10 protein-coding genes are annotated in these 13,379 nt (G+C 70.9%); all 10 read left to right on the top strand.

Annotated elements, in window-relative coordinates:
• Positions 1-27 precede the first annotated feature (27 nt).
• The 10 genes from RPQ07_RS06790 (at position 28) to RPQ07_RS06745 (ending at position 13,370) form a co-directional block, all read left to right on the top strand.
• Complete coding sequence (locus tag RPQ07_RS06790) at positions 28-1,230, top strand: Gfo/Idh/MocA family oxidoreductase (RefSeq protein WP_313943133.1); 1,203 nt, start codon at positions 28-30, stop codon at positions 1,228-1,230.
• Between the two features lie 9 nt (positions 1,231-1,239).
• A complete protein-coding gene (locus tag RPQ07_RS06785) occupies positions 1,240-2,244 on the top strand; it encodes a sugar phosphate isomerase/epimerase family protein (protein WP_313943132.1) in 1,005 nt (334 codons plus the stop codon).
• Between the two features lie 285 nt (positions 2,245-2,529).
• Complete coding sequence (locus RPQ07_RS06780) at positions 2,530-6,219, top strand: ThuA domain-containing protein (RefSeq protein ID WP_313943131.1); 3,690 nt, start codon at positions 2,530-2,532, stop codon at positions 6,217-6,219.
• 85 nt (positions 6,220-6,304) lie between these two features.
• Positions 6,305-7,423 carry an inositol-3-phosphate synthase gene (locus tag RPQ07_RS06775; protein WP_313943130.1) on the top strand — a complete coding sequence of 373 codons (1,119 nt, stop codon included), beginning with the start codon at positions 6,305-6,307 and terminating at the stop codon, positions 7,421-7,423.
• Positions 7,420-8,469, top strand: coding sequence for a UbiA family prenyltransferase (locus tag RPQ07_RS06770; RefSeq protein ID WP_313943129.1), 1,050 nt, complete (start codon positions 7,420-7,422; stop codon positions 8,467-8,469). The genes RPQ07_RS06775 and RPQ07_RS06770 overlap by 4 nt, the downstream gene beginning before the upstream one ends.
• Positions 8,466-9,332, top strand: a complete 867-nt coding sequence (locus RPQ07_RS06765; RefSeq protein WP_313943128.1) for a sugar phosphate isomerase/epimerase family protein — start codon at positions 8,466-8,468, stop codon at positions 9,330-9,332. Before RPQ07_RS06770 ends, RPQ07_RS06765 begins: the two co-directional genes overlap by 4 nt.
• The gene (locus tag RPQ07_RS06760; protein ID WP_313943127.1) at positions 9,326-9,949 is read left to right on the top strand and encodes an EboA domain-containing protein; all 624 of its coding nucleotides are present in this window, start codon (positions 9,326-9,328) and stop codon (positions 9,947-9,949) included. Before RPQ07_RS06765 ends, RPQ07_RS06760 begins: the two co-directional genes overlap by 7 nt.
• Complete coding sequence (locus RPQ07_RS06755; RefSeq protein WP_313943126.1) at positions 9,949-10,797, top strand: TatD family hydrolase; 849 nt, start codon at positions 9,949-9,951, stop codon at positions 10,795-10,797. Before RPQ07_RS06760 ends, RPQ07_RS06755 begins: the two co-directional genes overlap by 1 nt.
• Before the next feature lie 12 nt (positions 10,798-10,809).
• Complete coding sequence (gene eboE, locus RPQ07_RS06750; protein ID WP_313943125.1) at positions 10,810-11,979, top strand: metabolite traffic protein EboE; 1,170 nt, start codon at positions 10,810-10,812, stop codon at positions 11,977-11,979.
• Positions 11,976-13,370, top strand: a complete 1,395-nt coding sequence (locus RPQ07_RS06745) for an alkaline phosphatase family protein (RefSeq protein ID WP_313943124.1) — start codon at positions 11,976-11,978, stop codon at positions 13,368-13,370. Before eboE ends, RPQ07_RS06745 begins: the two co-directional genes overlap by 4 nt.
• The last annotated feature ends 9 nt before the right edge of the window (positions 13,371-13,379 follow it).

The following is a 13,379-nucleotide window of genomic DNA, read 5'->3' as shown; positions in this document are numbered from 1 at the left end:
CGAGCAGACCGACGAGGAGGAATCCGTATGGAACAGAGGGACAGTGGAGCCGCGCCGCCGACACTCGGCGTCGGCATGGTCGGATACGCGTTCATGGGCGCCGCCCACTCCCAGGGGTGGCGCACCGTGGGACGGGTCTTCGACCTGCCGATGCGGCCCGTCCTCGCCGCGATAGCCGGCCGCGACCCGTCTGCGGTGCGCGCCGCGGCGGACCGGCACGGCTGGGCCGCGGCGGAGACCGACTGGCGCCACCTCATCACCCGGGACGACGTGCAGCTCGTCGACGTCTGCACCCCGGGTGACAGCCATGCGGAGATCGCCATCGCGGCCCTGGAGGCGGGCAAGCACGTCCTGTGCGAGAAGCCGCTCGCGAACTCGGTCGCGGAGGCCGAGGCGATGACGGCGGCGGCCGAACGCGCCCGTGCGCGAGGCCAGGTGGCGATGGTCGGCTTCAACTACCGGCGGGTGCCGGCCATCGCCTATGCCCGGAAGCTGATCGGGGAGGGGCGCCTCGGCACCCTCCGCCATCTGCGCTTCACCTATCTGCAGGACTGGCTCGTGGACCCGGAGTTCCCGCTGACCTGGCGGCTCCAGCGCGAGCACGCGGGCTCCGGGGCGCTCGGCGATCTGGGGGCGCACATCGTCGACCTCGCCCAGTATCTGGCGGGGGAGCCCCTCGTCGGGGTGTCGGCCCTCTCGGAGACCTTCGTACGGGAGCGTCCGCTGCTTGCCGGGGCGTCGACGGGGCTGTCCGCAGCGGGCGGCGCCGAGCGGGGTCCGGTCACGGTCGACGACGCGGCCCTGTTCACCGGGCGGCTGGCGTCGGGCGCGCTCGCCTCCTTCGAGGCCACCCGGATGGCATCGGGCCGCAAGAACGCTCTGCGGCTGGAGATCAACGGCGAGCTCGGAGCGATCGCGTTCGATCTGGAGCGGCTCAACGAGCTCTCCTTCCACGACAACACCGAGCCCGCGGCCACCGCGGGGTTCCGCCGGATCCTGGTGACCGAGTCGGAGCATCCGTATCTCGAGGCGTGGTGGCCGCCGGGTCACGCGCTCGGCTACGAGCACACCTTCACCCACCAGGCGCGCGACCTGGTCGAGGCCATCGCCACGGGCCGTCAGCCCGCACCGTCGTTCGCGGACGGGCTCCAGGTGCAGCGGGTACTCGCCGCGGTGGAGGAGAGCGCCGAGAAGAACGCCGTCTACACCCCCGTACAGGCGCACGATTAGGAGGCCTCCATGCCACGTCCGTTCACGCTCTTCACCGGCCAGTGGGCCGATCTGCCCCTCGAGGAGGTGTGCCGGCTCGCCCGCGACTTCGGATACGACGGGCTCGAACTGGCCTGCTGGGGCGACCACTTCGAGGTCGACAAGGCTCTCGCCGACCCGTCCTACCTGGACGGCCGGCATGCGCTGCTCGACAAGTACGGGCTGAAGTGCTGGGCGATCTCGAACCACCTCGTCGGCCAGGCCGTCTGCGACAACCCCATCGACGAGCGGCACCAGGGGATCCTGCCCGCACGTATCTGGGGCGACGGTGAGCCCGAGGGTGTGCGCCGGCGGGCCGCCGAGGAGCTGAAGGACACCGCCCGGGCCGCCGCCGCGTTCGGCGTGCGGACGGTGGTCGGTTTCACCGGATCCTCGATCTGGCATCTGGTCGCGATGTTCCCGCCGGTGCCGGAGCGGATGATCGAGCGGGGCTACGAGGACTTCGCCGAGCGCTGGAACCCGATTCTCGACGTCTTCGACGCCGAGGGGGTGCGGTTCGCGCACGAGGTGCACCCGAGCGAGATCGCGTACGACTACTGGACCACCAAGCGGGCACTGGAGGCCGTCGGCAACCGGCCCGCCTTCGGACTGAACTTCGACCCGAGCCACTTTGTCTGGCAGGACTTGGACCCGGTCGGCTTCCTGTACGACTTCCGGGACCGGATCTACCACGTCGACTGCAAGGAGGCGCGCAAGCGTCTCGACGGACGGAACGGACGCCTCGGCTCGCATCTGCCCTGGGGCGACCCGCGCCGTGGCTGGGACTTCGTCTCGGCCGGACATGGTGACGTCCCCTGGGAGGACGTGTTCCGGATGCTCCGCTCGATCGGCTACGACGGGCCGATCTCGGTGGAGTGGGAGGACGCCGGCATGGACCGGCTGGCGGGCGCTCCGGAAGCGCTTGCCGACCTCAAGCGGTTCGATTTCGATCCGCCCACCGCATCCTTCGACGCGGCCTTCGGAGGCGGCGACTAGCTCTCCGAGCAGTGTTCAGGCAGTTCAGCGCCCGGCGGCAGATCCGCCGCCGGGCCTGTCCGGCCTGCCCGGGTTCGCCTTTGTCCTGCGGTAGGAAAAAGTTGAACTTCCCTTCTGCACAAGGGCTTTCCGTCCAGGACGAACCCGACTACCGTCCCATGAGGTGTACAGGACATAGGTGGTCCCCGGCGTGACGGCGCACTCCGGTTCCACGATCAGCCCGCCCGGCGGTTGAGGGCAGAACACCGCCCCGCCCGTTCGACCGGCCCATCCCGGAGGACATTCGTGCACAGGAAAAGGCCCAGAGCAAGAAAATCGCTCGCACTCCTCACCGGCAGCCTCCTCGCCGCAACCTCGCTTCTCTTCACCGCACCCCAGATCGCGGCCGCCGCCGATCCCGAGCCGGCGCCGGCCGCCGAGGAGTTCCAGCAGGTCACTCTCGCCAAGGGGGGCGAGGAGACCGGCGAACCCATGTCGCTGGCCGTGCTGCCCGACCGCAGCGTGCTGCACACGTCCCGCAACGGCGAGCTGCGGATGACCGACAGCGCCGGCAACACCCGCGTGGTCGGCACCATCCCGGTCTACTCGCACGACGAAGAGGGTCTCCAAGGCATCGGCCTGGACCCGAAGTTCAGTGAGAACCGCTTCATCTACCTCTATTACGCACCCCCGATGGACACCCCCGCGGGCGACGCCCCCAATGAGGGCACCCCCGCCGACTTCGCCAAGTTCGACGGCGTCAACCGGCTCTCCCGCTTCGTCCTCAAGGCCGACGGCACCCTCGACAACGCCAGCGAGAAGAAGATCCTCGACGTTCCGGCGACGCGCGGCATCTGCTGCCACGTCGGCGGCGACATCGACTTCGACGCGCAGGGCAACCTCTATCTGTCGACCGGCGACGACTCCAACCCCTTCGCGTCCGACGGATACACCCCCATCGACGACCGCCCCGGCCGCAACCCCGCGTACGACGCCCGCCGGACCTCGGGCAACACCAATGACCTGCGCGGCAAGATCCTGCGCATCAAGGTGAACGACGACGCGACCTACTCGGTCCCTGAGGGCAACCTCTTCGCGCCCGGGACCGACAAGACCCGGCCCGAGATCTACGCGATGGGCTTCCGCAACCCCTTCCGCTTCAGCGTCGACAAGAAGACGGGCATCGTCTACGTCGGCGACTACGGGCCCGACGCGGGCGCGGCCGACCCCAAGCGCGGTCCGGCCGGACAGGTGGAGTTCGCCCGGGTGACCAAGCCCGGCAACTACGGCTGGCCGTTCTGCACCGGCAACAACGACGCCTATGTCGACTACGACTTCGCGACCAAGGAGTCCGGCGCGGCCTTCGACTGCGCGGCACCCAAGAACGAGTCGCCGCACAACACCGGCCTGGTCGACCTGCCGCCCGCGCAGGCAGCCTGGATCCCCTACGACGGCGGATCGGTGCCCGAGTTCGGCAGTGGCTCCGAGTCCCCGATGGGCGGACCCGTCTACCGGTACGACGCCGCGTCCGACTCCCCGGTGAAGTTCCCGGAGGCCTACGACGGCGACTTCTTCGCCGGTGAGTTCGGCCGCCGCTGGATCAAGCGGATCGAGCAGGGCGAGGACGGAGCGGTCCAGTCCATCAACGCCGTGCCGTGGACCGGTACGCAGATCATGGACATGGCCTTCGGCCCGGACGGCGCCCTGTACGTGCTGGACTACGGAACCGCCTGGTTCGGCGGAGACGAGAACTCCGGCCTCTACCGGATCGAGAACGCCACCGGCGGACGCTCACCCGTCGCCGAGGCATCGGCCGGCAAGACCTCCGGCAAGGCGCCCCTGAAGGTCGCCTTCTCCTCGGCCGGCACCACCGACGGTGACGGCGACGCCCTCACCTACGCCTGGGACTTCGGCGACGGCGGCACGTCCGCCGACGCCAACCCCAGCCACACGTACAAGAAGAACGGCACCTACACCGCGACCGTCACCGCCAAGGACCCGACCGGCCGCACCGGCTCCGCCAGCGTGCACATCGTCGTCGGCAACACCGCACCGAAGGTGACACTCGAACTGCCCGCCGAGGGAACCCTGTTCAGCTTCGGCGACGAGATCCCCTTCAAGGTCACGGTCACCGATCCCGAAGACGGTGCCATCGACTGCGCCAAGGTCAAGGTGACGTACATCCTCGGCCATGACAGCCACGGGCACCCCGTGACCTCGGCCAACGGCTGCACCGGCACCATCAAGACCTCCTCCGACGGCGGACACGACCCCAACGCCAACATCTTCGGAGTCTTCGACGCCGAGTACACCGACGGCGGAGGCGGCGGCCAGGCCGCGCTCACCTCGCACGACCAGGCGCAGCTCCAGCCGCGCCACCGGCAGGCCGAGCACTTCACCGGCTCCTCCGGCATCAAGGTCTACGACAAGGCGAGCGCCAACGGCGGCAAGACCGTCGGTGACATCGACAACGACGACTGGATCTCCTTCAAGCCGTACAACCTGACCGGCTCCACCAAGCTCACCGCCCGGATCTCCTCCGGCGGGGCCGGCGGCTTCCTCGAGGTGCGCACCGGTTCGGCGAAGGGCCCGATCCTCGGCTCCGCGCCCGTGCCGGTCACCGGAAGCTGGGACACCTTCCAGGACATCGACGTGCCCCTGCGGGCCGTGCCCAAGAAGACCACCGAACTCTTCCTGGTCTTCAAGGGCGGCGCCGGAGCGCTCTACGACGTCGACGACTTCGAGCTCTCCAACAGCGCACCCGACCGGACCGCCAAGCGCGTCCTCGTCTTCTCCAAGACCGCCGGCTTCCGTCACGACTCCATCGCCACCGGAGTCGCGGCCCTGAAGGAACTCGGCAAGTCCAGCAACATCACGGTCGACGCGACGGAGGAGGCCGGGCAGTTCACCACCAGCAACCTCGCCCGCTACGACGCCGTCGCGTTCCTCTCCACCACCGGTGACGTCCTGAACGCCGACCAGCAGAAGGCGTTCGAGAACTACGTCGCCACCGGCGGCGGGTACATGGGCATCCACGCGGCCGCCGACACCGAGTACGACTGGAAGTTCTACGGCGGGCTCGTCGGCGCCTACTTCGCCTCGCACCCGCAGATCCAGCCCGCGACCGTGCGGGTCGAGGACCATACCCACCCCTCGACCGCGCACCTCGACGAGGCCTGGGAGCGCACGGACGAGTGGTACAACTACCGCACCAACCCGCGTGACCAGGCCCGGGTGCTGGCGACCCTGGACGAGACCACCTACCAGGGTGGCACGATGAAGGGCGACCACCCGATCGCCTGGTGCCAGACCTACGAGGGCGGCCGTTCCTTCTACACCGGCGGCGGCCACACCAAGGAGTCGTACGCCGAGCCGGCCTTCAAGCAGCACCTGCTGGGCGGACTGCGCTACGCCTCCGGCCAGGTCAAGGCCGACTGCAAGCCCCAGACCGGCTACCGCTCCATCTTCAACGGCAAGACGCTGGAGGGCTGGAAGCAGGCCGGGCCCGGCAAGTTCAACGTCGTCGACGGCGAGATGCGCACCGAGGGCGGCATGGGCATGGCCTGGTACCAGGCCAAGGAGCTGAAGTCGTACTCCCTCAAGCTCGACTGGAAGCTCGACGGCGACGACAACTCCGGTGTCTTCGTGGGCTTCCCGGCCTCCGACGACCCCTGGTCGGCCGTGAACAACGGCTACGAGGTACAGATCGACGCCACCGACGCCGCCGACCGCACCACGGGCGCCGTCTACGGCTTCAAGTCGGCGGACATCAAGGCCCGCGACCGCGTCCTGCGGCCGCCGGGACAGTGGAACAGCTACGAGATCAAGGTCCAGGGTGAACGTCTCCAGGTCTTCCTGAACGGCGTGAAGATCAACGACTACACCAACACGGACCCGGCCCGCAGCCTGAAGGACGGCTACATCGGTCTCCAGAACCACGGAGCCGGCGACCAGGCGTCCTTCCGCAACATCCAACTCAGGGAGCTGCCCTCCTAGGCGCCCCCCAGACGGCGGCGGGCGGGGAGGCGCCGTACCCCCCGCCCGCCGTCCTCCACCCCATCGCAAGGCAGGGAGGCAGTCCGTGACGAACGAGAATGTACGCACCGGAGTCTGGTTCGTCGGAGCCCGCGGCTCCGTCGCCACCACGGCCGTCGCCGGATGCGCCGCGGTCAGCGCGGGCCTGCATCCGCCGACGGGCATGGTCACCGAGACACCGCCCTTCGCGGCATCGCGGCTGCCCGCCCTGCCGTCGCTGGTCTTCGGCGGCCACGACACCGCACACTGCCCGCTGCCCAAGCGGGCCGAGGAACTCACCGCGGCCGGGGTGCTCCCGCACGGACTCGCGGCCGCCGTACGCGGTGAACTCACCGCCGCCGACGCCGAGATACGTCCCGGCGGCCCGCAGTCCGGCGACACCCGCAGCGACGAGGAACTCATCGCCGCCTTCGCCGCCGACATACGCGACTTCCGGGAGCGGCACGCTCTGGCCCGGGTCGTCGTCATCAACGTCTCCTCGACCGAACCCCTGCCGGAACCAGGTGAGCTGCGGCTGCCGCCCAGCTCCCTCTACGCGGCCGCGGCCGTCCGCGCCGACTGCCCCTTCGTGAACTTCACCCCCTCCACCGGGCTGCGCACCGAGGCCCTCATGGACGCCGCCGCCGCCGGTGGACTTCCCCACGCCGGCCGTGACGGCAAGACAGGCCAGACGCTGCTCCGTTCCGTACTCGCCCCGATGTTCGTGCAACGCGCCCTGTCCGTACGGGCCTGGTCGGGCACCAACCTGCTGGGCGGCGGGGACGGAGCGGCGCTGGCCGATCCGGCAGCCGCGGCGGCGAAGAACGCCGGCAAGGAACGCGTCCTCGCCGACGCCCTCGGCCACACCCCGCAGGGCGAGGTGCACATCGACGACGTGCCCGCGCTCGGCGACTGGAAGACCGCCTGGGACCACATCGCCTTCGACGGCTTCCTCGGTTCGCGGATGATCCTCCAGACGATCTGGCAGGGCTGCGACTCGGCACTCGCCGCGCCGCTCGTGCTCGACCTGGCGCGGCTCGTCGCCCGGGCCCACGAAGTGGGCATCGAGGGACCGCTGCCGGAGCTGGGCTTCTACTTCAAGGACCCCGACGGAGGCCCCGCCGGACTGTCCGAGCAGTTCGAGGCGCTCCTGACGTTCGCCGAGCGGCTGCGGGAGACGGCGTGAGGAAGCGGGACCTGGGAGCCTGGGCCGAACTGCTCCGTGTCTCGGCCCTGTTCACCGTCCCCGGAGACGCACTCGCCGGTGCGGCGGCCCTCGGTGTGGCCCCCAACCGCGGCACGGCCCTCGCCCTCGGGTCCTCGCTCTGCCTGTACGAGGCGGGTATGGCCCTCAACGACTGGGCGGACCGCGACGAGGACGCGATCGACCGCCCGCACCGGCCCATTCCCTCGGGCCGTATCGCCCCGCGGTCCGCACTGGCGGCGGCAGCGGTCCTGACGGGAGCGGGCCTCGCCCTGTCCGCGGCCGCCGGCCGTCGGCCACTCGCCCTGGCCACCGCGCTCGCGGCAACGGTCTGGTCGTACGACCTGCACGTCAAGCACACCCGCGGAGGCCCGGCGGCGATGGCGGCGGCACGGAGCCTGGACGTACTGCTGGGAGCGGCCGCGACAGGAAGGGCGGCGACAGGAACGGCGGCGACATCCGGTACGGCTGCGCGCGCCGCGTCGGGTATGGGTACGGCGGCCACCGGCATGGCGCGTGCCAGGTCGGTCGTCGGTGCGCCGGCCCGCGGCAGTTCCGTGATCGGCACGGCGGTACGCGGCGCTGGCGCCACCACCGTCCCGACGACCCGTGCCGCACTGCCCGGTGCCCTGGTGATGGGTGCGCACACCTACGCCGTCACCTCCGTGTCGCGGCACGAGGCCCACGGCGGATCGACGCTCGTACCCCTCACCGCGCTCGCCGCCACCCTGGGGCTCGGGGCGCTCGGCATCCGCGAACAGCGCACCTCCCCGGGCACACCTGCGGCACGGCTGCTGGTCACCGCACTCGCGGGCGCGTACGTCCGCACCGCCGCGAAGCCCTTCCTGCACGCCGCCCTCAACCCGTCCCCGCCGCTCACCCAGCGCGCGGTGGGCGGTGGCATCCGGGCGATGATCCCGCTCCAGGCAGCGCTCGCCGCACGCGCCGGCGGCGGTGCGTCGGCGCTGGCCCTGATGGGACTCGTCCCGCTCGCCCGCAAGCTCGCACGGAAGGTGAGCCCCACATGAGCCGAAGCCCCGCTCCCTCCATCCGTCTCGGCTACGGCACGAACGGGCTGACGGACCTGCGTCTGTCCGACGCGCTCGCCCTGCTGGCCGACCTCGGCTACGACGGCGTCGGTCTCACCCTCGACCACATGCACCTGGACCCGCTGGCCTCCGATCTCGCCGCCCGCACCCGTCAGGTGTCCGCCCGGCTGGGGGAGCTGGGCCTGGAGGTCACGGTCGAGACGGGCGCCCGGTATGTGCTCGACCCGCGGCGCAAGCACGGGCCGTCACTGCTCGACGCCGATCCGGACCAGCGGGCCGCCCGGACCGCCCTGCTCATCACCGCCGTGCAGGTCGCCGCCGACCTGGGCGCTCACGCCGTCCACTGCTTCAGCGGCATCACCCCGGCCGGAACCGACGACGACACGGCGTGGAAACGCCTCACCGAGGCCCTCACCCCGGTGCTGGACGCCGCGGAACGCGCCGGAGTGCCCCTCGCCATCGAACCGGAACCGGGGCATCTGCTCGCCACCCTCGCCGACTTCCACCACCTCCGAGGTCTTCTCGACAGCCCCGCCCCGCTCGGCCTCACGCTCGACATCGGCCACTGCCAGTGCCTGGAGGCGGCACCGCCCGCGGACTGCATCCGTGACGCGGCTCCCTGGCTGCGGCACGTCCAGATCGAGGACATGCGCCGGGGCGTCCACGAGCACCTCCCGTTCGGCGACGGCGAGATCGACTTCCCGCCCGTACTCGCGGCCCTCGCGGCCACCGGCTACCAGGGCCTGACGGTCGTCGAACTGCCCCGCCACTCCCACGCAGGCCCCGAACTCGCCCGCACCTCCATCGAGTTCCTGCGCACCAAGGGGGCGGCTGCATGCTGATGACCCGCAAGGAGCTGGACAGCCGGCTCGGCGGAGCCGCCCGCGCCTGGCTCGACGAGTCGCTCGCCGAGGCCGCGCACGCCGCCGACGCCGGTGAGGACGCCACCACCGTGTACGCGGCACGCTCATGGGAGATGCGCTTCGCCGCCGCGGGCCGTCAATGCGGCCAGGACAACGCCGACACCGTCCGCGCCCTGCTGCTCGTCGAGGCACGCGCCGACGCCGCCACCCTGACCCGCCTCTACCAACAGGGCAGCGCCGCCGAACGCCGAGCCGTCCTCCTGGCGCTGCCCCGGCTCGCCCCACCGCCCTCCGCCGGCCTCCCGCTGGTGGAGGACGCGCTGCGAACCAACGACACCCGGCTGGTCGCCGCCGCCGTCGGCCCCTACGCCTGCGAGCACCTCGACCCCCACGCCTGGCGCCACGCCCTGCTGAAGTGCCTGTTCACCGGTGTGCCCGTGGAAAGCGCCCACGGACTCGAACGGCGCGTCCGCGGCGATGCGGAACTCGCCAGGATGCTCGGCGACTACGCCGCCGAGCGCACCGCGGCCGGCCGTCCCGTCCCCGCCGACCTCCACCGCGTCCTCGCCCTGACGTCCCCCACGGAGGAGATCTGATGCGCATCTTCGACCCCCACATCCATATGACCTCCCGCACCACCGACGACTACGAGGCGATGTACGCGGCGGGAGTCCGCGCGCTCGTCGAACCGTCGTTCTGGCTCGGGCAGCCCCGCACTTCGGTCGCCTCCTTCACCGACTACTTCGACGCCCTGCTGGGCTGGGAGCCGTTCCGTGCGGCCCAGTACGGCATCGCGCACCACTGCACCATCGCGCTGAACCCCAAGGAGGCGAACGACCCCCGCTGTGTGCCGGTGCTCGACGAGCTGCCCCGCTATCTCGTCAAGGACAACGTCGTCGCCGTCGGTGAGATCGGCTACGACTCCATGACCCCGGCGGAGGACACCGCACTGGCCGCACAGCTCCAGTTGGCGGCCGACCACGGCCTGCCCGCCCTCGTCCACACCCCGCACCGCGACAAGCTCGCGGGTCTGCACCGCACGGTCGACGTCATCCGCGAATCCGCCCTGCCGACGGAGCGCGTCCTGCTCGACCACCTCAACGAGACCACCATGAAGCACGCCGTCGACAGCGGCTGCTGGATGGGCTTCTCCATCTACCCCGACACCAAGATGGACGAGGACCGCATGGTCGCCGTGCTCAAGGAGTACGGAACCGAGAAGATCCTGGTCAACTCGGCCGCGGACTGGGGCAAGAGCGACCCGCTCAAGACCCGCAGCACCGGCGAGGCCATGCTCGCCGCGGGGTTCGGCGAGGACGACGTCGACAAGGTGCTGTGGCGCAACCCCGTGGCCTTCTACGGCCTCAGCGGCCGCCTCCAGCTCGACACCCCGGAACCGGAGCCCCTGCACGAGGGCAACTCCATCCTCCGCGGCGGGGAATGAGGAGGCACTCCTATGCGCTTCCGCCACCCCGACGGCACCACCGTCCACCTCGGCTACTGCACCAACGTCCATCCCGCCGAGACCCTCGACGGCGTCCTCGCCCAGCTCCGCGACCACTGCGAGCCGGTGCGCCGCCGTCTCGGCCGTGACCGGCTGGGCATCGGCCTCTGGCTGGCCAAGGACGCGGCCCGCGCCCTCGTCACCGATCCCTCCGCGCTGCGGGGCCTGCGCGGCGAACTCGACCGGAGAGGCCTGGAGGTCGTCACCCTCAACGGCTTCCCGTACGAGGGGTTCGGCGCCGAAGAGGTCAAGTACCGCGTCTACAAGCCGGACTGGACGGACCCCGAACGCCTCTCCCACACCACCGATCTCGCCCGGCTGCTGGCCGGCCTGCTGCCCGACGACGTCACCGAGGGCACCATCTCCACCCTGCCGCTGGCATGGCGCACCCCCTTCGACAACGTTGCCGCCGAGAGTGCCCGTGCGGCGCTGACCACCCTCGCCGAACGCCTCGACGCCCTCGAGGACCTCACCGGCAAGTCCGTCCGCATCGCCGTCGAGCCCGAACCCGGCTGCATCGTCGAGACCACCGCCGACGCCATCGCACCCCTGAGCGGCATCGCCTCCCACCGGATCGGCGTCTGCATCGACACCTGCCATCTCGCCACCTCCTTCGAAGAGCCGGAGACCGCCCTGGCCGCCCTCACCGCGGCCGGCGTGACCGTTCCCAAGGCCCAGCTGTCCGCGGCCCTGCACGCCGAGGAACCCCATCTCCCCGAAGTACGCGCCGCGTTGGCCGCCTTCGCCGAACCCCGCTTCCTGCACCAGACCCGCACCCGGACCAGCGCGGGCCTGCGCGGCACCGACGACCTCCCGGAAGCCGTCGCCGGCCAGGCACTGCCCGACGGTGCACCCTGGCGGTCGCACTTCCACGTCCCGCTGCACGCCCCACCCGCCCCGCCTCTCACCTCCACCCTCCCCGTCCTGAAGGACACGCTGTCCCGGCTCGTCGGGGGACCGGCGCCCCTGACGCGTCATCTGGAAGTGGAGACGTACACCTGGCAGGCCCTGCCCGCCGAGCTGCGCCCCCGCAACCGCACCCAGCTCGCCGACGGCATCGCCGCCGAACTCACCCTCGCCCGCGACCTCCTGGTCGACCTCGGCCTCAAGGAGCTGCCATGACCGACGCCGGACAGACCGCGCCCACCCCTCTTCTGGTCCTGGACGTCGTCGGTCTCACCCCTCAGCTCCTCGGGCACATGCCCAACCTCCGGGCACTGGCCGGTTCCGGCTCCCAGGCTCCGCTGTCCACCGTGCTGCCGGCCGTGACCTGCGCCGCGCAGTCGACGTTCCTGACGGGCACCCTGCCCGCCGAGCACGGCATCGTCGGCAATGGCTGGTACTTCCGCGACCTGGGCGATGTGCTGCTGTGGCGGCAGCACAACGGACTGGTCGGCGGCGACAAGCTGTGGGACGCCGCCCGGCGCGCGCACCCCGGCTACACGGTGGCCAACATCTGCTGGTGGTACGCGATGGGCGCGGACACCGACTTCATTGTCACCCCCCGCCCCGTCTACTACGCCGACGGCCGCAAGGAACCCGACTGCTACACCCGCCCCCCGGAACTCCACGACGAACTCACCGGCGAGCTCGGCACCTTCCCCTTGTTCCACTTCTGGGGCCCCGGCGCCGACCTGGTGTCCAGCCAGTGGATCATCGACGCCACCCGTCACATCATGGCCACGCGCCACCCCGATCTGACCCTGTGCTACCTCCCTCATCTCGACTACGACCTCCAGCGCTTCGGCCCCGACGACCCCCGCTCCCACCAGGCGGCCACCGACCTGGACGCGGCCCTCGCCCCGCTCCTTGCCGACGCCCACCGGGAGGGCCGGACGGTCGTCGCACTGTCGGAGTACGGCATCACCCGGGTCAGCCGCACCGTCGACATCAACCGGGCCCTGCGCCGCGCCGGGCTGCTCGAAGTCCACACCCAGGACGGCATGGAGTACCTGGACGCGATGGCCTCCCGGGCCTTCGCGGTGGCCGACCACCAGATCGCCCACGTCTACGTGCGCCGCCCCGAGGACCTGGAGGCCACCCGCCAGGCGCTGGCCGACCTCCCGGGCATCGAGCAACTCCTGGACGACGAGGGCAAGAAGGCTCACGGCCTGGACCACCCCCGGGCCGGTGAGCTCGTCGCGGTCGCCGAACCGGACGCCTGGTTCACCTACTACTACTGGCTCGACGACAACCGGGCCCCCGACTTCGCCCAGCTGGTCGAGATCCACCGCAAGCCCGGCTACGACCCCGTCGAACTCTTCATGGATCCCCAGGATCCGTACGTCAGGGTCAAGGCGGCCACGGCGATCGCGCGCAAGAAGCTCGGCATGCGCTACCGGCTCGCCGTCGTCCCCCTCGACCCGTCACCTATTCGTGGCAGCCACGGCCGGCTGCCCGCACACGACGACGAAGGCCCGCTCATCATCTGCTCCACCCCCCAGGCAGTCACCGGCCGCGTCGAAGCCACCGAGGTGAAGTCCCTGCTGCTTCACCTCGCTGGACTCCACTGAACCAGACGG

Source organism: Streptomyces sp. AM8-1-1, assembly GCF_032229325.1.
Lineage (GTDB): Bacteria > Actinomycetota > Actinomycetes > Streptomycetales > Streptomycetaceae > Streptomyces > Streptomyces achmelvichensis.
This window is presented reverse-complemented; position numbering and strand designations above follow the sequence as displayed.